The following is a 22,933-nucleotide window of genomic DNA, read 5'->3' as shown; positions in this document are numbered from 1 at the left end:
GCGAATTTTGTGTGGACCTGCCCGGCTGAGGGCGGCTTTACTTCCTGAAGCCGAACTCGTCTGCCAGCGCCGTTCGTGCCGCGTTGACCCCGCACATGCCGTGAATGCCGCCACCGGGAGGCGTGGAGCTCGAACACAGATACACCCCGCGCACCGGCGTGCGGTAGGGAGCCGCCGACAGCACCGGGCGCGCGACAAGCTGCGGCAGGGTCACCGCCCCGCCCGCCACGTCGCCGCCAACGAAGACCGGGCTAAAGCGCTCAAGCTGCGACGCGGTGGTCACCCGGCAGGCGAGCACCCGCTCGTGGAAACCGGGGGCAAAGCGTTCGAGTTGCGCTTCGACCCGGGGCCGCAAGTCGGCGTCCGAGCCGTTGGGGACGTGGGCGTAGACCCACAGGGTGTGCCCGCCCGCCGGGGCACGTGAGGGGTCAAAAAGGCTGTGCTGCGCGGCGAGGAGGTAGGGCCGCTCCGACTGCAACGACGCTTCGGACGCCACGATTTCAGCGGCGCTTCCGGCGATGTGAACGGTGGCCGCCCGCCGCAGCCGCTCGTCTTGCCAGGGCAACGGGCCGCTGAGCGCGTAGTCGAATTTCTGCATCCCCGCGCCGTAGCGGTAGCGGGACAGCGCGGCGCGGTAACTCGCCGGAGCGCGGTCCCCGAGCAGGCGGAGGAGCACCGCCGGGCTGGAATCCACCAGCGTCACACGGGCCGGGGGCAGGTCGCGCGGCTGGCTGACGCGCACGCCCGTAATCACCTCGCCTCCCAGATATTCCAGATACCTCCGCAGCGCGTCGGCCAGCGCCTGGGCGCCGCCTGCTGGAAAAGGCCAGCCCACCGCGTGCGCCGTCAGCGCCAGCACCAGCGTCATGGCCGAGGTGCCGGGCGTGGTCAGTGGCAACCCAGTGTGCGCGGCGATGCCGTYCCACAGGGCGCGGGCCTGCGGCGTGCGAAAGAGCGTGCGGCCCAGCAGGTCAGCCGGAGGCAGCGCCCGCAGGCCGAAGCGGGCGAGCGTGAACGGGTGGCGCGGCACGTGGGGGAGAGGCCGCAAAATATCGTCCAGCAGCTCTTCCCACTCCTGCACCAGCGGCGCGAAGAGGCGTTCCCAGGCGGGGCCGTCGGCGCCCAGGACCGCAGCAGTCGCGCTGAGGTCGCGCTCGAGCGTCACGCTGCCGCCGCCCGCGAGCGTTTGTCCCAGCGGTGCCGGCGGGTGAATCCAGCGCAGCCCGAAAGCGTGCAGCGGCCACTCCCGGAATGCGGGCGAGGCGGCGGCGAGCGGGTGAATGGCCGAGCCCACGTCATGCACGAAGCCGGGCAGGGTGAGTTCGGCGCTGCTCAGGCCACCGCCCACGCGCTCATGCGCCTCGAGCACCTGCACCCGCAGCCCGGCGCGCGCCAGGGTGACCGCCGCCGCGAGACCGTTGGGACCGGCGCCGACCACCACGGCGTCGAGCAGGGAAGAAGGGGACATGCCCCGCAGCATAGGGGTTCGTCTGCGGTCACCGCTCACTGTTCAGCCGTCTTCCCTGGCAGGCAGGCTGGTCGGGCCGCCTTCTTCCAGGGTTTGCAGCGCTTCCAGAATGGCCTCGGGGTCGCTCGCCTGTTTCAGCGCCTCGGCTTCGGGGTCGGGGCGGTCGCGCACGTTGGGCAGGTCGCGGCGTAGTTCTTCCAGCAGGGCGATGATCTTGGCGCTGCGCTGCTCGGTGAGCAGGACGATCTGCAACTGAAGTTGCGCCCGTTGCTCGGCGAGTTGCGCCTGCCGCGCCTGTGAAATTAACACAGTCACGGTGGTAATCAGGCTCAGCAGCCCGATCAGTCCCTGAAGCCAGAAAAACGGCGGCTCGTCCCAGGGCTTGTGGGTGATCACCTTGATGTCGAGGTTGAGCACGATCCACAGCAGAAACAGGACAAACGCCGTGACGACCACCGCCGGGCGGCTGAGCAGCACCCCGAGTTGCTCGATGGGCCGGTGAAGCTGCGTGAGCCCCAGCTCGGCCTGTTCGCGCAGCAGGCGGTTGATTTCGGCGTTTTCGCGCAGCAGCCCTTCGAGCTGAGCGGGGTCGGTGGACAGCTCGTTGCCGGGGGGAGAGGAGGGCCGGGCCATGAGTGAGGCGGACTCTAGCCGATTCGCCGGCCTGAGCGTCGGCGAGCCCTACACAGCTTTTGTCGTTTTCCCTGACTCCTCGGTCGGCAGCGAGCACAGCGGCGCTTATGATGTGGCGCATGGCCGCTTCTCCCGCTGCGGATGCCACGTCTCCTTCTTCCCAGTCGGCGCCGCCACGTCCTCCGACAGACGCCGGACCGGGCGACCCTTTGCTGGATGGAAGTGGTCAACCCGCGCCCCATGCCGAGGCGCATGTGTTCCGGGACGGCAAGGTGCGGCACCTTCCGCTGGACCTGAACCTCGCGCGTGGGCTGCTGGACGACCCGCAGGCGTTCGTGTGGTTCGATCTGGTCAACCCGGACCCCGCCGACCTCGAAGCCCTGCGCGAGCCGTTCGACCTGCACCCGCTGGCGATCGAGGACGCGCTCGTGGGTGGGCAGCGGGTCAAGGTGGAGCCCTACGACACCTTCTGGTTCGTGGTGCTGCACGGCGCCTCCTTGCCGTCGCAGGACCGCTTGCAACTGCACGAAATGGCGCTGTTTATCGGGCAACGGTTCGTACTGACCATTCAGCATCAGCCGCTGTTCGCCGACGAGGAAATCGTGGAGCGCTGGCAACTTGTCCCCGCCGCGTGGCGTTCCAGTGCCAGTTCGCTGACCTACGTGATTCTGGACACCATCGTGGACAATCTGCGCGAGCTGACCGACCAGATTGAGCGCGAACTGCGCGAGGTCCGCACGACGATGACGCGCAGCCAGGTCGTGCATCCCGAGCTGCTTCAGCGCATTTTTTCGCTTGAGGAAGTCACCCATGAGGCTTACACCGTCGCCCTGTCGCTGCGCGACACCCTGCCAACTTTCGTGCACGCGCCGGAGGAGGCGCCTGTCGGCGGCCCGGCCCAGGCGCCGTACTACCGCGATGTCCACGACCACGCGATAGGGGTGGTCGAACGCCTCGGCGCCGAGCGCGACCTGAGTCAGCGGGTGTTCGACGTGTACCAGTCGCTCGCCGCTCAGCAACAGAGTGAGGTGGCGCGGCAGCTCACGGTGGTGTCCACCATTTTTCTGCCGCTGACCTTCCTCACGGGGTTTTTCGGTCAGAACTTCGAGTACCTGACTCAGAAGATAGCGAGCGAGCGGGCGTTCTGGGTCTGGGGTTTCGGGTCTTATCTGCTGTCGCTGCTGGCAATCGCCTGGGTCATTCGCCGGGTGTCGCGTTGGGGGCGTGACGGGTAGGTCGTTGCCTTGAACCGCTGACTTCAGCCGAGTTTAGCCGCCAGATATGCCTTGAGCGCCGCCGCGTCGTTGGGCAGCACGTCGCAGAAGCGCTCCTTGCTTTCGATGCCGACAAAGCGTGTGGGGCGCTCGGGCACGCGGCCCACCGCCTCGCGCACCGTTTCCTCGAATTTAGCGGGCAGGGCGGTTTCCAGACAGACCATCGGCACGCCGCTGCGCCGGAACCCCTCGCCGGCCAGCACGCCGTCGGCGGTGTGGGGGTCGATCAGGCGGCCAAACTGCTCGTCCACCCGCCGGATGGTCGCCAGCCGGTCGGCGTGGGTGCTTTTGCCCGCGCGAAAGCCGCTGCTCTGAATCTCCGGCCAGTGCGCCGTGTCGCGCAGTTCCACCGGGCGGCCCGCGCCGACTTCGTCCCACCAGCCCGCCGTCTGCACCGCGTCGGCCCCGGCAATCAGGTAGAGGTAGCGCTCGAAGTTGCTCGCCTTGCCGATGTCCATGCTGGGGCTCGACGTGACCGCCACCCGCGCTGCCGGGCGGACGTGATAGCTGCCGGTGGTGAAAAACTCGTGCAGCACGTCGTTTTCATTGCTGGCAACGATGAGCTGGCCGACCGGCAGGCCCATCCGTTTGGCGAGGTAGCCGGCGAACACGTTGCCGAAATTGCCGCTCGGCACCGAGAAATCGGCCTCGGCATCCGCAGGCAGTCCCAGCGCAAAGTACGCCCGGAAGTAGTACACCGCCTGCGCGAGCACCCGGCCCCAGTTGATCGAGTTGACGGCGCCGATGTGGTACTTCGCCTTGAACTCCGCGTCGGCGTTCACCTCTTTCACGAGGTCTTGGCAGTCGTCGAACACGCCCTCGATGGCGATGTTGAAAATATTTGGCTCATTCAGGCTGTACATCTGCGCCTGCTGAAAGGCGCTCATGCGGCCCTGCGGCGAGAGCATGAAGACGTTGACCCGCGCCTTGCCGAGCATCGCGTACTCGGCGGCGCTGCCGGTGTCGCCCGACGTCGCGCCGAGGATATTCACGCGCTGGTCGCGCTTTTCCAGCACATACTCGAAGGCGTGCCCCATAAACTGCATCGCCATGTCCTTGAAGGCGAGGCTGGGGCCGTTGGAGAGTTCGAGCAGGTAAAGTCCCGACTCGCCCAGGGGTGTCAGCGGCGTAATGTCCGGGCTGCCGAACACCTCGGCGCGGTAGGTCGCGTGCAGCAGCGCCCGCAGGTCGGCCTCGGGGATGTCGGAGATGAAGGGCCGCATCACCGCGTAGGCGAGGTCGGGGTAGCTCAGGCCGCGCAGGGCCTCCAGCTCCGCCGCGCTGAAGGTCGGGATGAAAGCGGGCATCGCCAGCCCCCCGTCGGGCGCGAGGCCGGAGAGCAGCACATCGCAAAAGCTGCCGAGGTCGGTCTGGCTGCGGGTGGAGACGTACTTCATGCGGTCAATCTAGCGGGCTGTGCCGCGTGGCTGGAGGACGGGGCTAGGGTGGATGGGACACTTCGTCAGTTGCGCTTCATCTACCCTGACTCATGGTGCAAACGCTGCGTGCGGTCCCCTTTCCTCGCCGCCTGGCCTGGCTGTGGCCCGCGTTTGTCCTGACAGCGGCGCTGGCCCTGAGCGTGCGCTTTCCGCAAGACACGCCGCGCCTCGCGCACGCGGCCCTTTTCGACGCGACCCTCACCACCGCCGCCCTCGTTTTTCTGGTCACACCGCGCCAGGAACGGCACTGGCGGCCCCTGCTCGGCATCGTGCTGCGCGGCGTGGCGCTCGCCGGTCTGGTGTTTCCGTTGTTGCGGCACTCCCTGTGGTTGGAAGCGTTCGGCCTGCTGGTGGGCGCGGCGTTCGCGTGGCGCGGGCTGCGGACGCCGCTGCCGGAGGGGTACGCCGAACTGGATGACCTGGAACGGGTCTACGCGTACTGGTCGCGCTTTTCGGCGCAGCCACGCGGGGTCCGGCTGGTGCTTCAGGACATGCTGATGCTCAGCCATCTCGTGCGGCGGCCTCGCCTGCCCACCGGCCAACCGTTCGGCACCCGCCGGGGCACGGCGACTTCAGCCACCGTCACGCTGCTGCTGTTCGCCACTCTGGTGGAAGGCCTGCTGGCCCACGTCCTGCTCGCCCGCTGGAATGAGTCGGCAGCGTGGGGCTGGACCGTGCTGGAAGTCTTGGGCGCCATTTGGCTCCTCGCCTATGCCCGCGCCCTGAGTCTGCGCCCGGTGACAGTCGGAGGGCAGCGGCTGTACCTCCGCAGTGGCCTGCACTGGACCGGCAGCACCCCGCTGGCGAACGTAGCCGGGGCCGCGCCCTATTGCCTTGAAACCGACGGGGACGCCCTGAGGATCGCCATTGACGTGAAGCCCAACGTGACCCTGACCTTTGCCGAGCCGGTGCGGCTCTGGGGCCTCTTCGGCAGCGAGCGCGAGGCGCGGCGGGTCAGCCTGCATCTGGATGAACCGGACGACTTCATGGCAGCCTGTCAGGCGAAATGACGCTGCGCCGCATTGCCCTGACCTATGCCATCCTCACCCTGCTTCCCGCCAGTGCCAGCGCCGCGCAGCTCACCCTGCTTGCCCACCCGCAGCCGGGCCGGGTGGAAGTGCGCGTCGCCGAGGACGACCCCTGGGGCCAGCGCCCGGCGCGGGCAGAAGACAGCGCGGCGGTGAATGTGCTGCGGACCCTCTCGCAACTGCTGCCCAACCCGCTTGCCGGGGTGCCGGTGCGCTGCACGCCGGAAAGGGGAGAGACGGTGAACACCCAGACCGATGATCGGGGCCACGCCGCCTGCACGCTGCCGCCGGGGGCCGGAGCGGTGCGGGTGGAGGTGCCGGGCGCCGGGGCACAGGCGGCGCCCGACTGGCAGTTGAACAGGGCCGCTCACCTTACTGTGACCGACCTTGACGACACCGTCATCGTGACCGGCGTGCGGCAGGGCGGCGCGGCGCGCATCCTGCGGCAAAACGCGCTGACGCGTCCGGTGTTTCCGGGGGTGCAGGCCCTCTTGCAAGCGGAGGCGGCGCGGGGGCCGATGGTGTACCTCAGCAACAGCCCCGAAGGACTCGGCGCCCCATTGCAGGAGCTGCTGGGCACGCGTGGCTTTCCCGCCGGGCCGCTGCTGCTGCGCGATTTTCCCAGCGTGTCCGGCGCCCAGCACAAGGGACAGGCGCTCGATACCCTCGCCCGGCAGACCGGGGCCACCTTCACCCTGCTCGGCGACAGCGGTGAGCGCGACCCGGAGATTTACGCGGCGTTCGTCCGCGCCTGGCCGGGCCGGGTCGAGCGGATTCTCATTCGGGACGTGGTGAGCGGCGAACGCCACGCCGAGGTCGAGCGGCTGCTCGGGGGCCTCGGCGTGGCGTGGGAGTGGCTGCCGGGAGCGCAGCCCTGACGGGATTCAGGCTTGCAGGCTGGGCTGCCCCTCGCCCATCAGCACCACCACGAAGTGCTCGGGCAGGTTGTGAATCACCATCTCGTGCCCGCCGTAGCGGATGGTCACGTCCTGAATGTCCTCGCCGAGCATCTGCTTGCCCAGCACACCCGCCGTGTTGGTGAAGAAACGGGCGAACAGCTGGATGTTCTCGGGCAGCACGTTGCCGGTCTGACGCAGCGGCTGGCCCTGGCGGTCGAGCATCACCACGTCGCGCACGCGGGGGTGGTCCTCGTAGGTCTGGAGCAGGTCCGAGAGCGCGGTGAGCGCCGCGTCGTCCATCTTCTCGGCTGCCGGTTGTTCGGTGGCGGGTGCCGGGGGCTGCACCGCGTCTGCCGCGTGCTGGCGGCGTTCCCGCGCGTCTTCGAGGGTGCTCTGAACGAGGGGAATGAGTTCCTCGGAGCGGAAAGGCTTTTTCAGCAGGCCCTCGGCGCCGACCTGCTGCGCCTGTTCCTTGACCTCGTCGTCCACGTTGCCGCTCATCAGGATGACGGGCAGCGCGGCGTAGCGCGGGTCGGCCTTGAGTTCCTCGCACAGCTCCACGCCGCTTTTGCCGGGCATGATCACGTCGATCATCAGCAGGTCGAAGGCGCCGGGGTCTTCGGCGAGGCGCTCGAGGGCCTGCTCGGCGCTCACGGCGCTGGCGCTGGAGACGTTGTGGTTGCGAAGGGTGATTTCCAGCGCTTTACGCACGCTGATGCTGTCGTCGACGATGAGGATGTCAGGCATGAAAAAGGGCTCCAGTCGGAAGAGAAAACGTCAAGAAGGCGGGAAAGCAGCTTCAGTGGAAAAACAGGCGCCGTACGGGCGACACAATCAGTGCAGGCTGTGCCCGGCGGCGTGGTGGTCGAGGTCCACCGCCAGTTCGATCAGCAGCCGGGGCGTGGCCGCGTGCAGGTCGGGCGAGCGCACGTCGTCCGGCGCCTCGGCGAGGTAGAAGTGAAAGATGGCGTCGCGGTATTCCTCGATGGCCTGGAGCAACGTGAAGACGGCGGCCTTGCCACTGTGCCCGCCGCACTCGGCGTACACGAGGTCGCCCCCGCGCATCACCAGATGTCCGGCCAGCGGCTGCGCGGCGCCCTGACGGCTGCTGACCGTGACCAGCCAGTGCCCGGAAAAGCGCATTTCGGCCACCCAGTTCAGGAATTCGGGCAGGCTGAACTGCGAGAGGTCGCCGTGCAGGTGCGCCGGGGCGCCTGTCCGCAGCGGCACCGGGAGCTGAGCGGGTGAAAGGCCCAGTTCGGTCAGCACTTCGCCGAGCACCTGCGGGCTGGTGGGCAGCGCCCCGGCGTCCCCATTTCCAGCTTCCGGCAACTGCGGCAGCACGTACACCGGCACGTCGTGGGTGCTTTCCTCGGCGGTGACCACTTCGCGGAAGTCCTCGCCGCTCATGTCTTCCATCTGGGCGTCGCAGATGATGGCCGCCACCGGCATACGCTCGAGCTGCGTCAGGGCGTGCAGCGCCCCCTCCGCCTCGATGGTCGGCACCCCCGCCTGCCCGGCGAGGTGGCGGTACATCGCCGCCCGGTCGGGGTCGTTGAGGATGGTCAGAATCGGCAGGGCGGACACGAGTTCGGGCCGGGCCGGAGAACGGGGGACGGCGGTCACGCGCTCACCCCGGCCTGCTGCGCCTGCTGCAAGGTGCCCAGGCGGCGCAGCAGCAGCGCCTCGTTGACCGGCTTGGTGAAGTAGTCGTCGGCGCCGAGCTGGAAGGCCAGCCGCTGGTGTTTTTCCCCGGCGCGGGTGGTCATGACCAGCATGGGAAGCCCGGCGGTGGCAGGGCGGGCGCGGACGGCGGAGAGCAGTTCGTAGCCGTTGACGCGCGGCATTTCGAGGTCGGTGACCACCGCGCCGAAGTCGGCGTCCTGTTGCAGCAGGTCGAGCGCTTCCTGGCCGTCGCTCGCCGTGACCACCTGATAACCGCCGCGTTCGAGCATGCGGCCCACCAGCCGGCGCACGCTCAGCGAGTCGTCCACCAGCAGCAAACGTTGGTTGCCAGTCGCCTGGACTTGCCGCTGGGCCTGACCCAGCCAGGTGGCGGGGCGGCGGCTCAGGCGCAGCACGCCCGCCGGGTCGAGAATCGCCAGCACCTGTCCGGTCCCCGACACCGCCATCCCCGCGAGGTAGTCGAGCGGCGCGAGCAGGCCGCTGGGCGCGGTCACGGCGACTTCTTCGATGTCCCCGAAGTCGTGCACGCGCAGGGCGAGCAGGCCGGAAATGCTCGACACCACGGCGAGGTGCGCTTCGGTGTCCGTATCCTGCGGCGCGTGCCCCCAGATGGGCCGGGCGTCCACCACCGGCACCGGCTGGCCGCCGAAGTCGAGCCACAGTTGCCCGTCGTCGCGGCGCAGGTCGCCGAGCGGCACGTCGCGCAGCGAGCGGACGCTGCCCACCGGCAGGGCGGCGTGGTGGCCAGCCCCCAGGTCGAGGTGCAGCACGTCCATGATGCGCTGCGTGGTCGGCACACGCAGGGTAAACGCTGTGCCTACGCCGCGCTCGGAGCTGATCAGCAGCTCGCCGCCGAGCTGACGAACCGCCGTGGCGACCACGTCCAGCCCCACCCCACGCCCGGCCACGTTGCCGACCTCGCGGGCGGTGGAAAAGCCGGGAAGAAGAATCAGGCGCCCGAGTTCGTCGCTGCTGAGCTGTTCGAGTTCCTGCGCCGAACGCAGCCCGCGCTCCAGCGCCCGCTCGCGGATGCGGGCGTAGTCCAGGCCCTGCCCGTCGTCGGCCACCGTGACTTCCAGAAAGTTGCCCTGTTCGGCGGCGCGAATCCAGACGGTGCCCTGGGGGTTTTTGCCGGCGGCGCGGCGGCTTTCGGCGCTTTCGCTCGCCAGCCCGTGGTACGCGGCGTTGGTCAGCAGGTGCAGCAGCGGGTCGCTGATACGTTGCAGGATGCCGCTTTCGATCAGCACGTCCTCGCCCTCGACTTGCAGGGTCAGGTCGGCCTGCTGCTCGCGCGCCCAGCGCCGCAGGCGGGCGGTCGTTTGCGAGAAGGCCACGCGGCTGGTCTGGTTCACGTCGAGGCGCAGGCGGCGCACGAGTTTGCCGAGCTGCTCGTTTTCCTCGGACAGCTCGGCCGCGGTGTCGCTCAGGCGCCGGCGCACTTCGGCGAAGTCGGCGGACAGCTCGGTAATCGAGCGCGAAAGGATGTTCAGGTCGTTGTAGGTGTCGAATTCGAGCTCGGCGAACTGCTGAGAAAGGTCAAGGCCGCCCATGCGGGTCGTGGGGGCCGCGCCTTCCTCGCGCACCATGTCGGGGTTGAGGTAACGCTCCTCGAAGTCACGCACGGTGCGCTGAAACCGCTCCTGGCTGGCGGTCATGCTGCCCTGCAACTCGTCGAGACGTGACAGGAGCTGCGTCATGCGGGCGCGGGCGGTCACGAGTTCGCCGAGCTGGTCCATCAGCCCTTCGAGGCGCGCCGCCGGCACACGGATGCTGGTCGCGGCGGCGGGAGCAGGGGCCGGGACAGGAGCCACAACCGGAGCCGCCGCCGACATGGGCGGCACCGGGGTCTGCTCACCGCTGTGGGCCGAGCGCACCGCGCGGTGACGGCGGTGAGTTGCGCGGGGAGCGCCGCGCCATCGGCGCCAGCGGCCACCGTCAGCAGGTCGCCGATGGTGTCGGTGGCCTCGGCGAGCAGGCCGCGCACGTCGCTGCTCAGGCTGACCGCTCCCTCGCGGGCGGCGCCCAGCAGGTCTTCCATACCGTGCGCGAAGTCGCCCAGCGGCGGCAAGCCCACCATGTACGCACTGCCCTTGATGGTGTGGGCGGCGCGGAACATCACCTGGAGGTCGGCGTCCTCGCCGCGCCCGAGCTGTTCGCGCAGGCTGGCGAGGTGCTCGTGCACTTCGGGCGCGAAGTACTCCCAGACCTCGGCGTTGTCGCGCACGAAGGCCTGCACTTCCTGGGCCACCGTGAGGGGCGCCGGGGCGTCTTCAGCAGTTTCGGAAGGAGTATCACTGGGCGGCGCATGGTGCAGCCGCGAGGCCCGAATCTGGAAGGCGTCGGGCCGCTGCTGGAGGAGACGCTGCAACGTGGTGGCCCCGCCCGAGCGGGCGAAGAGCAGCCCCAGGTCGTGGTCGTCGCCCCCGGCCTGCAAGCGGCTCAGGCCCTGGCGCAGCGCCGCGTTGACCTGTTCGAGCAGGGTCAGGAATTCCTGGTGCTGCTCGCGGTCGAGTTGCGGGCGGGCGTCGAGCAGCCGCTCTTGCAGCGAGGCCAGGGTGGAGAGCTGCGCGTAGCCGTACAGGGCGGCGCTCCCGCGCAGGCGGTGGGCGAGCACACTCAGGTCGCCCAGGTGGGCGGCGAGTTCCGGCGTGTCGTGGGCGTGTCCGGCGGCCCCGCTCAGCGTCCGCAGGCCGGTGACCCCCTCTTCCAGGCCGCTCAGGACCTCGGCGGCCTCCTCTCTAAAGCTCTCAAGCAGTTCGCTGTGGGCCATAACCATCACGCTACCTTTCTGTTCGTTGCAGGCTTCTTACGCGCTGCCCGGCTCTGGCAGGCGGAAGCGGGCGAGGCTGGTGTCGAGTTGACGGGCGAGGTCTTCGAGCTGCTGCGCCGTGCTGCGTCCTTGCTGCACCGCGCTTTCCGAGCGCTGCGCCACTTCGGCGATCTGCTGCACCGCCGCGTTCACCCGCTCCACGCTCTGCACCTGCTCCTGGGTCGAGGCCGCGATGCTTTCAGCGAGCTGCGCCGAGCGCTCCGTCAGTTCACCGATGTCCTGTAGGCGTTGCCCGGCGCTGCCGGCGATGCGGTAGCCCTGCTCCACTTCGCGGGTGCCTTCTTCGGCTTCCACGATCACGTCCTGCACTTCGGCCTGCACGCTCTTGATCAGCCCCGCGATGCGCGTCGTCGCCTGCGCTGAGGTCGTGGCGAGCTGACGAATTTCATCGGCCACGGCGCCGAAGCGTCCGCCCGCGTCGCCCGCGCCCGCCGCTTCCACCGAGGCGTTGAGCGCCAGCAGGTTGGTGCGCCGCGCGATCTGGGAGATGGTATCGACGATTTCCTGAATCTCGAGCGAGCGGTCGCCCAATGTCTTGATGCGCTTGGACACCTGCTGCACTTCCCGCCGGATGTTCTGCATCCCCCCCAGCGTTTCCTGAAGCGCTTCTTGCCCCTGCTGCGAGGCGAGCAGCGCTTCACGCGCCGTCTGGGCAGAAGTCTGGGCGTTCTGCGCCATCTGACGGATGGTCGCGGTGATCTGGCTGACCTGCTCGGCCACCCGCTGGGCCTCGGCGGCGGTGAGCTGCGCGCCCTGCTGAATGGCTTCGGTGGTGCCGAGCATTTGCTTTGAGCCTCCGGACACGGAGGCGGACGCGGCCTGAACCTGCTGCAAGGTGGCGGCGAGTTCGTCGGTCATGAGGTTGATGGAGTCGACGACGTTGCCGAGGATGTCCTCGGTGACGACGCCGCGCTTGGTGAGGTCGCCTTCAGCGATGTCCATGGTGACGTCGAGGAACTGACCGATGTTGTTCTGGAGCCGCTGGGCTTCCACGCGCTCCTGCTCAGTGCGCTCGGCGCTGGCGCGCAGCTGGGTGGCGGCTTCGTTGAAGCTCGTCGCCAGGGTGCCGAACTCGTCGTTGGAGGTCACCGGCAGCTTGACGGCGAGGTTGCCGCTGGCGAGCTGCTTGGACGCCGAGGTAAGCTGTTCCAGCGGGCGCAGAATCGAGCGCAGCAGGGCGCGGTTGACGAGCAGCACCAGCGCGAGCAGCAGCGCCAGGCCGCCGAGCAGCAGGGCGAGGCGCCGGGTGGCCTGCTGTTGCAGCTGCCCGAAGCTCTGGCTCATGCTGTCGTTGATGGCCCGGAGCGCGGCGTACTGGGCCTCCACCTGGGCTTCGTCGGCGCGGCGCAGCGTGTTGACCGTCTGGGGGGTAAGGGGCTGGCCCAGCTGCGCTTCGGCGGCGGCGAGCATCTGCCGGGAAGTGTTGAGGGCCGCAGTCAGGGCCGGACTCAGGTCAACGCCGGCCTGGGGCACGTTGCTGAACAGTTCCTCGATATCGCGCTCCAGCACCCCGCTTTCGCTTTGTCCTTGCAGCAGCAGCCGCTGGGCCTGAAGTCGCTGCTCCGCGCTGAGGGTTTTGCCCTGGGCGGCGCGCTCCTGGGTCAGCAAGCGCGACAGGTCGCCCGTCGTCGTGTTGAGGTTCAAAAAGTCGCTGGGCAAGCGTACGGAAATCATGGTGGCGAGCGCCTGCGACTCGAAGGACCCGCCGGTCAGCAGCCCCCCGTCGCGGGCGGGCCGACGAAACAGGTCGCGCAGGTCACCGGACAGAATGTTGGTCGTCAGGTGGTCGAGCTGGGCCGGGTTGAGCCTGTGCTCGCGCAGCTGCTCGGCCACCGACATGACCTGCTGACCGACGGCGGTGGCGACCGTCCGGCTTTCCGGGGTCAGGGTGGGGGCCGCAGCCAGCCCGTTCGCGGCCTGTTCGAGTTCATTCAAGACGGCGGGGCTGGGCCGGACATTGCTCGCTGCGCGCAGGGCGGTCAGGTCGCGCTGCACTTTCAGCAACTGGTCGTAGTACTGGGTCGTTTCGGCGGCCCGCACGGCGAGTTGCTGTTGTTGCCGGGCGCCGTTGGCGAGCGCCAGGCCGGTGCCGAGCAGCGGCAGGCCCAGGGTCAGGCTGCTGAGCAGCAGCTTCTGGCCCACGCTGAGGCGGCTGAGAAAACCGGCGCGCGGGGAACGTGAGGAGGGAGACGGCTGATCGCGCCGTGCGGGGGCCGCCGGATGCGCGGCAGCGGGATCGGGAGCGTAGGTCATGGGCAGCCTCCTGGCAGGGTCGGAAATAAGGGATACGGATTCCGAGTGAATCCTGTTGTTTCGGATTCAATCCGAGCGGATGCGAGTAGGAAAAAGACGGGTTTCGCGGTATGGAAGCGCAGGCGGCGCTTTTCTGCCTGTGCTGGAATGGAGCGCAGTCCGTATGGGAAAGGAGAGGAGGGGAGACGCGAAAAGGAGCGCCTTAGCCCGGCAGACGGAAGCGGGCGAGACTGGTGTCGAGTTGCCGGGCGAGGTCTTCGAGTTGCTGCGCCGCTGTGCGCCCCTGCTGCACCGCGCTTTCCGAACGCTGCGCCACTTCGGCGATCTGCTGCACCGCCGCGTTCACCCGCTCCACGCTCTGCACCTGCTCCTGGGTCGAGGCCGCGATGCTTTCGGCAAGCTGCGCCGAGCGCTCGGTGAGCTCACCAATGTCCTGGAGACGCTGACCGGCGCTGCCGGCGATGCGGTAGCCCTGCTCCACCTCACGGGTGCCTTCCTCGGCCTCCACGATCACGTCCTGCACCTCGGCCTGCACGCTCTTGATCAGGCCCGCAATACGGGTGGTTGCCTGCGCGGAAGTGTTCGCCAGTTTGCGCACCGAGTCCGCGACGATCCCGAAGCGGCCCCCGGCCTCCCCGGCGCCCGCCGCCTCGATGGAGGCGTTCACGGCAAGCAGGTGGGTCTGTTCGGCGATCTGGGAGATGGTATCGACGATTTCCTGAATCTCGAGCGAGCGGTCGCCCAATGTCTTGATGCGCTTGGACACCTGCTGCACTTCCCGCCGGATGTTCTGCATCCCCCCCAACGTCTCTTGCAGCGCCTCTTGCCCCTGCTGTGAGGCGAGCAGCGCCTCACGCGCCGTCTGCGCCGAGGTCTGGGCGTTGTGCGCCATCTGGCGAATCCCGGCGGTGATCTGGCTGACCTGCTCGGCCACCCGCTGGGCCTCGGCGGCGGTGAGCTGCGCGCCCTGCTGGATGGCCTCGGTGGTGCCGAGCATTTGCTTTGAGCCTCCGGAGACGGAGGCGGAGGCGGCCTGAACCTGCTGCAGGGTGGTGGCGAGTTCGTCGGTCATGAGGTTGATGGAATCGACGACGTTGCCGAGGATGTCCTCGGTGACGACGCCGCGCTTGGTGAGGTCACCTTCGGCGATGTCCATGGTGACGTCGAGGAACTGGCCGATGTGGTCTTGGAGGCGCTGGGATTCGAGACGTTCCTGCTCGACGCGCTCGGCGTTGGTCCGCAACTGCGCCGCCGCCTCGTTGAAGGAGCTGGTCAGGACGCCGAGCTCGTCGGAGGTCGTGACCGGCAGGTGAATGTTGAGGTTCCCGTCGGTGAGCGCCTGCGCGTTGGTGGTCAGCTGCCGCAGCTGGCGCACGATGCGCTGCAGGATGTAGACCAGCAACCAGGTCGCCAGAGCAGTGATGAGCAAAGTGATCAGGCCGTTGACGATCCCCTTGCGGACGTATTCGTCCTGGAAGTTTTTCCCTTCTTGCGACAGGGCCGCGCTCGTCTGGGCGTAGAGCCGGTCGATCTTCTGCAGGTTGCGGTCGATCAGGGCCTGTGAGGTGCTGCCCCCGGCGCCGGACGCCGCGGCGCGCAGGTTGCCCAGGACCAGCGACATCATGTTGCTCAGCTGCTGCATCTCGCTGCTCAGTGCCCGGGCCTGTTCGGGGCGCTCCCGCACGGCGTCGTTCAGCGCCTCCTGGGTCTGCCCCACCTCCGTGCTCATATGGGTCACGAGCGCCGAAAGCCGGGTGCGGTCGGCGCTGGCGTTGGGAGCGCCGCGGCGCAGGCGGTCGTTGAGCAGCTCGGCCTGCACGAGGTTGCTGCGCAGCCCCATCAGGCCGTCACCCAGCGCGGCGCGCTGCAACAGGTACATGGTGTGCTGGCCCCCGCCGAGGTCGAGCGAACTCGCCTGCGTGATGTTTTTGAGCACATTTTGCACGGCGCTGTTCACCGTGCCGTAGCTGCTCACCCGGTCCCCGCTGGGGGGCAGGGCGAGGTAACGCTCCACCTGCGCCCTGAAGTTGGCGAACTGCAGCGTTTGGCGCAGTTCCCGCCGGATCTCGGGCAGGGGGCTGATGGGGTTGGTCGAGGCCTCGGAGTCGAGCAGAGCGCCGAGCTGCGTCAGGGCCTGCTCGGCCCGTTGCCGGGCCGCGGCGGGGCTCGTCTGGGCGCTCGCTGCGAGCGTCAGGTCGTCGAGGGCGCGCTGCAAGTCGGTGGTCGCGTTGACGAACGGCATGATCTGCTCGGCCCCGGCGACCGGCTGCACGATGCGCATCAGGGTGGAGGCGGCGGCGGTCACGTTGACCACCAACGGCACGAAAAACAAAGCGCCGGCCAGCCCCAGTTTCTGGGCCACACTCAGGCGGTCGATCCAGCGGGGCGCGCGGGGAAGGGAAGGACCGGAAGCCGCCTGCCGGCCCGGTGCAGGCCGCGCGGCAAGTTCGGTGCTGGGAACATTCTGTAGCATTTCGGCTCCTGCAAACATCGGAGAAAAAAGAAGGGAGAGAAGGATCAGGCGGCTCAGCTCAGGCTGGAATGGGAAGTTCAGCCCAAGCGGAAACGGCTGAGGCTCTGATCGAGCTGGGTCGCCAGGGCGCGCAGCTGCTCGGCGGCGCCGCGACCCCGCTGCACCGACTGCTGGGCGCCCTCGGCAAGCGCGGCGATGTCCTGCACGCCCTGCCCGAGCTGCTCGATGTCCCGCGCCTGGGCGCCCGACACGTCCGACATCTGCCCGGCGAGCTGCGCAGACCGCTGCGCGATGTCTCCGAGTTCTTGCAGGCGGCTCCCGGCTTCCTCGGCCACCCGGTAGCCCTTCTCCACCTGCGCGGCGCTGCTCTGCACGCCCTGCCGGACCTGCGCGATGTCGCTTTGCAGCGTGGTGATCAGAGCGGCCACGCGCCCGGTGGCTTCGTTGGTCTGCTCGGCGAGCTGGCGCACTTCGTCGGCCACCACGGCAAAGCGGCTGCCGGCTTCACCCGCGCCCGCCGCCTCGATGGAAGCGTGCAGCGAAAGCAAGTTGGTCTGGCTCGAAATCTGGGTGATGGTGTCCACGATGCCCTGAATCTGCTCGGAGCGCTCGCTCAGCGCCTGCATCGTCTGCGCCACGTCCTGGGTGCCCTCGCGGATGGCGGCCATCCCCTGCAAGGTGCCCTGCACGGCCTGCTGCCCCTGCTGTGAGGTCTGAAGTGCCTGCTGCGCGGCGGCGGCGCTGTCCTGAGCGCTGCGGGCGAGGTCCTGAATCCGCAGGCTGATCTCGGCGGCCCGCTCGGCGAGGCGGCGCGACTGCTCGGCGGTGAGCTGCGAACCCTGGCCGATCTGGGCGGTGGTCGTGAGCATCTGCGCCGAGCCCTGGTTGACCGACTGCGAGGCGCCCTGCACCTCCCGCAGCGTGTCGGCGAGTTCGCCCACCATCAGGTTGATCGAGTCCACCACGTTGCCCAGCACGTCGTCGGTGACCTTGCCGCGCCGGGTGAGGTCGCCGTCGGCGATGTCCATCGTCACGTCGAGGAACTCCCCGATGTTGCTTTGCATCTGCTGGGCTTCCTCGCGTTCCTGGTCCACCCGCAACTGGTTGCGGCGCAGCTCGGCGGCGGCGTCGTTGAACGACCGGCTCAGCAGCGCGAGTTCGTCCTGAGTGGTGACCGGCACGTCTACGTTCAGGTCGCCTGCCGACAGCTGGCGCGAGGCGTCGGTGAGCTGCGAGAGGGGCCGCGTGATGGCGCGCATCAGGGCAAACAGCAGCGCGGCGACGGCCCCGAGCAGCAGCAGCAGCAGGCCGAACTGCAAGGCCAGCGTCACGTACCCGCCCTTGGCGCGGCCCAGCAGTTCCTGGCCGACCGAGGTGATGGTGGCGATGTACGAGTCGCGCAGGCTGTTGAGGCTGAGGCTGTAGCTCTTGGCGAGGGCGTCGCCGTAGGTGCCTTTGTCGAGCCCGGCCTGCGCGCGCTGAAGGCTGTCGTCGATGGCGCGGGTCATCTTGTCGGTGGGTGCCTGAAGGGTCTGCCGCAGCTCGGGGCGCAGCGAGTAGGCGCGCGCCAGGTCACCCCGGTAAGCGTCGAGCACGTCGCTGATGATCGCGGTGTGGCGCAGCAGTTGCTGGCGCAGCCCGGCGTCGTTCGGGGTCAGGGTGAGCATGTCGGCGGTCAGGGCGGCCAGCTGAAGCTCGGACGACAGTTTGGGGATGCGGCGCTGGTTGGCCATGATCAAGGAGCCGAGCGCGGGGTCTTGCTCGCTGTCGAGTCCGGCGGCGCTGAGCATGTCGTCCACCAGCAGTTGCTGGTTGTTGCGGCTCAGGGCTTCGTAGGCGCCGAGGATGGCGCGGCTGTCGGCGGAATCGGCGGTGAGTTGCAGCGCCTGCCAGTCCTGCTGCGTCGCCTTGAGCTGCTGCGCCGGGCGACCCCGCAGCAGCGGCGCCAGGGTCGCAAAGCCCTGCGAGGCTTCCTTTTCCCCTTTGGCGCGTTCCTGTGGGTCGTCGTGGGTGAGGCCGTACACGTAGAGGTACATGCCCGACTGCACGGCGGCGAGCGGCTCGGTCTGCTGAAGGCCGTGGAGCTGCGTCACGGTGTGGTTGATGCGCGACAGCTGCTGGGTGGCCTGCCACGCGGCCAGGCCCACCACCGGCACGCCCAGGCTCAGCGCCATCAGCCCGAGCTTCTGGCCGATACCCAGCCGGCCCAGCAGCCCCGAACGCTGGGGCGCGCGCGAAAGGTCGCTGGACTTGCGGTTCTGACGGGAAAAAGGAGGCTCGAGACGGTTGAGTTCGGCTTGTTGCGACATGGGTTGCGTACCTGTGGGAAAAGGGGAAAAGCGGCGGGGGCCGGAGCAGGAGGGGCCGGAAGCAGGAGGGGCCGGGTCAGGCCGGGCTCAGGCGCCGGGTGAGGGCGCTGAGCAGCAGCTCGGGGTGCAGCAGGTGCCCCCGGTGCCCGTCCTGAAAGCTGCCCAGCAGGGTTTCGGACGAGAGCAGCTCATCACCGGGGGTCTGGGGGTCTTCGGTAAACCCGATCACGTCGTCGACGGGCAGGCCCAGCGTCTGGTCCTGGATGTCGAGCAGCAGCAGCAGCGGCGCCCGCCGGTCCTTGTGCTGGTCACTGGTGTCGGCGGGCCAGTCGAGCAGGGCGCGCAGGTCGGCCACCGGCACCACGCGGCCAGCGGCGGAGCTCAGGCCCAGCAGGGCGCCGCCGCTGCCGGGCAGGGGAGACAGAATGTCGAGCGGGCGCACCTGCCGGGCAGCGGCGGCGGGCAACGCCAGCACGCGCTCGCCCACCCGGAACAGCAGCAGCGAGTCGGTCATTCAGATGTGCCGCGCCACGAGGGCGGCGACCTGTTCGGGGGTGTAGGGCTTGGCGAGGTAGTCGGCGGCGCCCTGACGCATGCCCCACTTCACGTCGGTTTCGGCGCTCTTGCTCGACACGATCACGATCTTGAGGCCCGCCGCCGCCGGCAACTTCTTGAGTGCGCGCAGGGTTTCGTACCCGTTGCGCTGCGGCATCACCACGTCGAGCAGCGCCAGATCGGGCCGCTCGCGCTCGACGATCGCCTCTGCTTCCAGCGGATCGCTGATGCTCACGACCGCGTGTCCGGTCGGCCGGAGCGCCTCGGTCATGAAACGGATGTCGGCGGGGGAATCGTCGATGATCAGAATCTTTGCCATACTTCGGGTTCTCCTTGCAGCGCGGGCGCGCCTGGGCCGGCAAATCACGCCCGCTGTCTCAAGGGACCTTAATGTTCCTGATCCGACAAAAGTCTTACATCTCTGCTGTTTTATAAGAGGAGATTTGCCGTCCTGCAGGGCCTTTTTGTAAAGGACTTCACAGCCGGCTGCGCTGAAAATGAGAAGTGGGTAACTTGTCACACTGACAGTTGCCCAGTTCCTAGCGCCGCGCCTCCTGCTGCTGCCGGAATTGCAACTCGTACAACTCGCGGTAGAGGCCGCCTGCCGCCATCAACCCCTCATGCGTGCCGTCGGCGACCACCCGCCCGGCGTCCATCACCAGAATGCGGTCGGCGCTGCGAATGGTGCTCAGGCGGTGCGCGACGACGAAGGTCGTGCGGCCCACCATCAGCCGCTCGAGCGCCGCTTGCACCAGCGCCTCGGACTCGTTGTCGAGCGCGCTGGTCGCCTCGTCCAGAATCAGGATGCGCGGGTCTTTGAGGATGGCGCGGGCAATGGCGACGCGCTGGCGCTGCCCGCCCGAGAGCTTGACGCCGCGTTCGCCGACCACCGCGCCGTAGCCGCCTTCGAGCTCGCAGATGAACTCGTGGGCGTGCGCGGCGTGCGCGGCGGCTTCGACCTCGGCCTGCGACGCGCCGGGGCGCCCGTAGAGGATGTTCTCGGCCACCGTCCCCGAAAACAGCAGGGTTTCTTGCGGCACCAGCCCCACCTGACGGCGCAGGTCGGCCAGGGCGTAGGCGCGCACGTCGTGGCCGTCCACCTCCACCCGGCCCGCCGTCACGTCCCAGAAGCGCGGAATCAGGTTGACCAGCGTGGTTTTGCCCGCGCCGCTCGGCCCCACCAGCGCGACCACCTGCCCGGCGGGCACGTCGAAGGTGATGTCCTGCAAGGCGGGCGCCCCGGCATAGGTGAACCCCACGTCCACGAAGCGCACCCGGCCCTCGGCGCGGGAGAGCGGCCGCGGCGCGGCGGGCCCGGGCAGGTCGCTGCGCTCGTCGAGCAACTCGAAAATGCGGCTCGACGCGCCCAGCGCCTCCTGAAACTGGTTGAACACGCCGGTCAGCGCCGCCACCGTGCCGCCCACCTGCAGCGCGTAGAACAGGAACGTGACGAGGTTGCCCGGCGTCAGCGCGCCGCTCATGACCTGCCGCCCGCCGAACCACAGCACCAGCGCGAGCGCCCCGAAGGTCAGGAAGCTCATGACGCCGGTCATCAGCGCCTGCAAACGGGCCCGGCGCAGCGCGGCGCGGAAACTGGCGAGCACGCCCTGGCCGTAGCGCTCCTCCTCCAACCCCTCGGCGGTAAAGCTCTGGACCACCCGCACGCCGCTGATGGCTTCCTCGGCCTGCCCGTTGGCGGCGGCCACCGCGTCCTGCACCTCGCGGCTGACCCGCCGGATGCGCCGCCCGATGGTCACCGCCGTGCCGATGACCAGTGGAATGATGGCGAGGGTCAGCAGGCTCAGGCGCGGGCTGGTCTGCACCAGCAGCAGCACTGAGCCGATGAGGGTAAACCCCTGCGAGGCGAGCTGCGCGAGCGCCGTGCTCGTCACCGCCTGCACGGTGCCCACGTCGGAGGTGAGGCGGCTCGTCAGGTCGCCGGTGCGGTGGTTGCCGAAAAAGCGCGGCGAGAGCGACAGCAGATGCGAAAACAGCGCCCGGCGCAGGTCGGCCACCACGCCCGCTCCCACCCGCGCGAGCAGGTACGCCTGCGCCGCCCCGAAGCACGCCGAGAGCGCGAAAATGCCCAACAGCGACAGCACGGTGCGGTCGAGCGGCCCGGTGTCGGTGCTGCCCACCTTCAGAAACGAAGCGTCGATCAGCGTACCGAACAGCCGGGGAAACACCAGTCCCAGCCCGCTCGAAATCAGGGTGGCGAGCACGCCCAGCACGAAGGGCAGGCGGTAGGGCCGGGCGTAGGCGAGCAGGCGGCGCAATTGCCGGGGGTCGCGTTGCCGGGCATCACGGCGCGCGGAAGCAGCCGGGCGAGGGCCTGAACGCGGGGTCATGCCCAGCAGTGTAGGAGGAGAGGGGAGGCGGCACGTCGGTGCGGCTTACAGGGGCTCTCAGAGGCAAAAGCAAAAGGCCAGAGCAGCGCGGCCCTGGCCCCCTCCCTCGCGGTTTTTACCCGCCGCCGTTCAGAAGAACCCCATCTTGTTCGGGCTGTAGCTCACCAGCAGGTTCTTCGTCTGCTGGTAGTGGTCGAGCATCATGCGGTGGTTTTCGCGCCCGATGCCGCTCTGCTTGTAGCCGCCGAAGGCCGCGTGCGCGGGGTAGACGTGGTAGCAGTTGGTCCAGACTCGCCCCGCCTGAATGCCCCGGCCCATGCGGTAGGCGCGGCTGATGTCGCGGGTCCACAGGCCAGCGCCCAGACCGTAGAGCGTGTCGTTGGCGAGTTCGAGCGCCTCGGCCTCGTCCTTGAAGGTGGCGGCGGCGAGCACCGGCCCGAAGATTTCTTCCTGAAAAATCCTCATCTTGTTGTGGCCCTTGAAGATGGTCGGCTTGACGTAAAAGCCTTCTTCCAGGCCCTCGCGCTGCCCGCGTTCGCCGCCGGTCAGCACTTCGGCGCCCTCGGCGCGGCCAATGTCGAGGTAGGACAGAATCTTGTCGAGCTGCTCGGTGCTCGCCTGCGCGCCAATCATGGTGCCGGGGTCGAGCGGGTGGCCCATGGTAATGGCCTCCACGCGCTGCACCGCCCGCTCCATGAAGCGGTCGTAGATGCTTTCCTGAATCAGCGCCCGGCTCGGGCAGGTGCAGACCTCGCCCTGGTTGAGCGCGAACATCACCATGCCCTCGACCGCTTTATCGAGGAAGGCGTCGTCTTCCATCATCACGTCGTCGAAAAAGATGTTGGGCGACTTGCCGCCGAGTTCCAGCGTCACCGGAATCAGGTTGTCCGCGGCGTAGCCCATGATCAGCCGCCCGGTGTTCGTCTCGCCGGTAAAGGCGATCTTGGCGATGCGCGGACTGCTCGCCAGCGGCTTGCCCGCTTCCAGCCCGAAGCCGTTGACCACGTTGACCACGCCCTCCGGCAGCAGGTCGGCAATCAGTTCCATCAGCACCATGATGCTGGCGGGGGTCTGTTCGGCGGGCTTGAGCACCACCGCGTTGCCCGCCGCGAGTGCGGGCGCGAGCTTCCAAACGCCCATCAGCAGCGGGAAATTCCAGGGAATAATCTGCCCCACCACGCCGAGCGGCTCGTGGAAGTGGTACGCGACGGTACTGTCGTCGATCTGGCTGAGGCCGCCTTCCTGCGCCCGGATGCACCCGGCGAAGTAGCGGAAATGGTCGATGGCGAGCGGCAGGTCGGCGGCGAGCGTCTCGCGCACCGGCTTGCCGTTGTCCCAGGTTTCGGCGACCGCCAGCATCTCGAGGTTCTGCTCCATGCGGTCGGCAATCTTGAGCAAAATGTTGCTGCGTTCGGTCACGCTGGTGCGGCCCCAGGCGGGCGCGGCCCGGTGCGCGGCGTCGAGCGCGAGTTCGACGTCCTCGGCGGTCGAGCGGGCGGCCTGGGTAAACACCTTGCCGTCCACCGGCGAAGCGTTGTCGAAATACTGCCCCTTCACGGGCGGCACCCACTGCCCACCGATGAAATTGTCGTAGCGCTTCTTGAAGGTGACGACACTGCCGGGCGTGCCGGGGTTGGCGTAGCCCTGGTGCTGCGGTTGCTGTTCGGCGACGGTCATAGAAAACCCTCCTGCGGAAGACGGAAACGAAAAGCCGCGCGTCCCCACGGGGCAGCCAGAC

At 68.6% G+C, this 22,933-nt stretch carries 17 protein-coding genes; 3 read left to right on the top strand and 14 right to left on the bottom strand.

Annotated features, from left to right (window positions below):
- Positions 1-37: 37 nt before the first annotated feature.
- Both DR_RS15425 and DR_RS15420 read right to left on the bottom strand, forming a co-directional pair.
- Positions 38-1,468, bottom strand: a complete 1,431-nt coding sequence (locus DR_RS15425) for a phytoene desaturase family protein (RefSeq protein WP_164928028.1) — start codon at positions 1,466-1,468, stop codon at positions 38-40.
- Between the two features lie 42 nt (positions 1,469-1,510).
- The gene (locus DR_RS15420) at positions 1,511-2,101 is read right to left on the bottom strand and encodes a DUF1003 domain-containing protein (RefSeq protein ID WP_010889621.1); all 591 of its coding nucleotides are present in this window, start codon (positions 2,099-2,101) and stop codon (positions 1,511-1,513) included.
- 119 nt (positions 2,102-2,220) lie between these two features.
- Here DR_RS15420 and DR_RS15415 point away from each other — a divergent pair, with 119 nt between their 5' ends.
- Complete coding sequence (locus DR_RS15415) at positions 2,221-3,336, top strand: magnesium transporter CorA family protein (RefSeq protein ID WP_162177618.1); 1,116 nt, start codon at positions 2,221-2,223, stop codon at positions 3,334-3,336.
- A gap of 23 nt (positions 3,337-3,359) precedes the next feature.
- On the opposite strand, the gene thrC is transcribed toward DR_RS15415, so the two are convergent.
- Positions 3,360-4,772: a threonine synthase gene (gene thrC, locus DR_RS15410; protein WP_010889619.1), complete on the bottom strand. Its 1,413-nt coding sequence runs from the start codon at positions 4,770-4,772 to the stop codon at positions 3,360-3,362.
- A 92-nt stretch (positions 4,773-4,864) separates the two neighbouring features.
- Between thrC and DR_RS15405 the strand changes: the two genes are divergently transcribed.
- Positions 4,865-5,824 carry a hypothetical protein gene (locus tag DR_RS15405; RefSeq protein ID WP_063653086.1) on the top strand — a complete coding sequence of 320 codons (960 nt, stop codon included), beginning with the start codon at positions 4,865-4,867 and terminating at the stop codon, positions 5,822-5,824.
- Positions 5,821-6,720: a phosphatidate phosphatase App1 family protein gene (locus DR_RS15400; RefSeq protein ID WP_010889617.1), complete on the top strand. Its 900-nt coding sequence runs from the start codon at positions 5,821-5,823 to the stop codon at positions 6,718-6,720. The genes DR_RS15405 and DR_RS15400 overlap by 4 nt, the downstream gene beginning before the upstream one ends.
- Positions 6,721-6,726: 6 nt before the next feature.
- Here the strand turns inward: DR_RS15400 and DR_RS15395 are convergent, their stop codons facing one another.
- The 11 genes from DR_RS15395 to adh form a co-directional block, all read right to left on the bottom strand.
- Positions 6,727-7,488 (bottom strand): response regulator, encoded by a 762-nt coding sequence (locus DR_RS15395; protein ID WP_010889616.1) that lies wholly within the window; start codon positions 7,486-7,488, stop codon positions 6,727-6,729.
- 87 nt (positions 7,489-7,575) lie between these two features.
- Positions 7,576-8,367, bottom strand: a complete 792-nt coding sequence (locus DR_RS15390; RefSeq protein WP_010889615.1) for a DUF4388 domain-containing protein — start codon at positions 8,365-8,367, stop codon at positions 7,576-7,578.
- Positions 8,364-10,238, bottom strand: coding sequence for a hybrid sensor histidine kinase/response regulator (locus tag DR_RS15385; RefSeq protein ID WP_164928027.1), 1,875 nt, complete (start codon positions 10,236-10,238; stop codon positions 8,364-8,366). Before DR_RS15385 ends, DR_RS15390 begins: the two co-directional genes overlap by 4 nt.
- Positions 10,163-11,197 carry an Hpt domain-containing protein gene (locus tag DR_RS15380; RefSeq protein ID WP_164928026.1) on the bottom strand — a complete coding sequence of 345 codons (1,035 nt, stop codon included), beginning with the start codon at positions 11,195-11,197 and terminating at the stop codon, positions 10,163-10,165. Before DR_RS15380 ends, DR_RS15385 begins: the two co-directional genes overlap by 76 nt.
- A gap of 36 nt (positions 11,198-11,233) precedes the next feature.
- Positions 11,234-13,510 (bottom strand): methyl-accepting chemotaxis protein, encoded by a 2,277-nt coding sequence (locus DR_RS15375; RefSeq protein ID WP_010889613.1) that lies wholly within the window; start codon positions 13,508-13,510, stop codon positions 11,234-11,236.
- 202 nt (positions 13,511-13,712) lie between these two features.
- The gene (locus DR_RS17020; RefSeq protein WP_010889612.1) at positions 13,713-15,983 is read right to left on the bottom strand and encodes a methyl-accepting chemotaxis protein; all 2,271 of its coding nucleotides are present in this window, start codon (positions 15,981-15,983) and stop codon (positions 13,713-13,715) included.
- A gap of 77 nt (positions 15,984-16,060) precedes the next feature.
- Positions 16,061-18,292 (bottom strand): methyl-accepting chemotaxis protein, encoded by a 2,232-nt coding sequence (locus DR_RS15365; RefSeq protein ID WP_010889611.1) that lies wholly within the window; start codon positions 18,290-18,292, stop codon positions 16,061-16,063.
- 76 nt (positions 18,293-18,368) lie between these two features.
- Positions 18,369-18,806, bottom strand: coding sequence for a chemotaxis protein CheW (locus DR_RS15360; RefSeq protein WP_010889610.1), 438 nt, complete (start codon positions 18,804-18,806; stop codon positions 18,369-18,371).
- Positions 18,807-19,166 carry a response regulator gene (locus tag DR_RS15355; RefSeq protein WP_027479704.1) on the bottom strand — a complete coding sequence of 120 codons (360 nt, stop codon included), beginning with the start codon at positions 19,164-19,166 and terminating at the stop codon, positions 18,807-18,809.
- Between the two features lie 220 nt (positions 19,167-19,386).
- The gene (locus DR_RS15350; RefSeq protein WP_010889608.1) at positions 19,387-21,195 is read right to left on the bottom strand and encodes an ABC transporter ATP-binding protein; all 1,809 of its coding nucleotides are present in this window, start codon (positions 21,193-21,195) and stop codon (positions 19,387-19,389) included.
- Positions 21,196-21,324: 129 nt separating this feature from the next.
- Positions 21,325-22,872, bottom strand: a complete 1,548-nt coding sequence (gene adh / locus DR_RS15345) for an aldehyde dehydrogenase (protein ID WP_010889607.1) — start codon at positions 22,870-22,872, stop codon at positions 21,325-21,327.
- Between the last annotated feature and the right edge of the window lie 61 nt (positions 22,873-22,933).

This window comes from Deinococcus radiodurans R1 = ATCC 13939 = DSM 20539 (assembly GCF_000008565.1).
Taxonomy (GTDB): domain Bacteria; phylum Deinococcota; class Deinococci; order Deinococcales; family Deinococcaceae; genus Deinococcus; species Deinococcus radiodurans.
This window is presented reverse-complemented; position numbering and strand designations above follow the sequence as displayed.

Excerpts from the sequence above, each read along its gene's own strand:
- DR_RS15415 (WP_162177618.1), top strand. The coding sequence starts at position 2,221 with ATGGCCGCTTCTCCCGCTGCGGATGCCACGTCTCCTTCTTCCCAGTCG.
- DR_RS15400 (WP_010889617.1), top strand. The coding sequence starts at position 5,821 with ATGACGCTGCGCCGCATTGCCCTGACCTATGCCATCCTCACCCTGCTT.
- DR_RS15395 (WP_010889616.1), bottom strand. The coding sequence starts at position 7,488 with ATGCCTGACATCCTCATCGTCGACGACAGCATCAGCGTGCGTAAAGCG.
- DR_RS15405 (WP_063653086.1), top strand. The coding sequence starts at position 4,865 with ATGGTGCAAACGCTGCGTGCGGTCCCCTTTCCTCGCCGCCTGGCCTGG.
- thrC (WP_010889619.1), bottom strand. The coding sequence starts at position 4,772 with ATGAAGTACGTCTCCACCCGCAGCCAGACCGACCTCGGCAGCTTTTGC.
- DR_RS15380 (WP_164928026.1), bottom strand. The coding sequence starts at position 11,197 with ATGGCCCACAGCGAACTGCTTGAGAGCTTTAGAGAGGAGGCCGCCGAG.
- DR_RS15375 (WP_010889613.1), bottom strand. The coding sequence starts at position 13,510 with ATGACCTACGCTCCCGATCCCGCTGCCGCGCATCCGGCGGCCCCCGCA.
- DR_RS17020 (WP_010889612.1), bottom strand. The coding sequence starts at position 15,983 with ATGCTACAGAATGTTCCCAGCACCGAACTTGCCGCGCGGCCTGCACCG.
- adh (WP_010889607.1), bottom strand. The coding sequence starts at position 22,872 with ATGACCGTCGCCGAACAGCAACCGCAGCACCAGGGCTACGCCAACCCC.
- DR_RS15355 (WP_027479704.1), bottom strand. The coding sequence starts at position 19,166 with ATGGCAAAGATTCTGATCATCGACGATTCCCCCGCCGACATCCGTTTC.
- DR_RS15420 (WP_010889621.1), bottom strand. The coding sequence starts at position 2,101 with ATGGCCCGGCCCTCCTCTCCCCCCGGCAACGAGCTGTCCACCGACCCC.
- DR_RS15365 (WP_010889611.1), bottom strand. The coding sequence starts at position 18,292 with ATGTCGCAACAAGCCGAACTCAACCGTCTCGAGCCTCCTTTTTCCCGT.
- DR_RS15350 (WP_010889608.1), bottom strand. The coding sequence starts at position 21,195 with ATGACCCCGCGTTCAGGCCCTCGCCCGGCTGCTTCCGCGCGCCGTGAT.
- DR_RS15360 (WP_010889610.1), bottom strand. The coding sequence starts at position 18,806 with ATGACCGACTCGCTGCTGCTGTTCCGGGTGGGCGAGCGCGTGCTGGCG.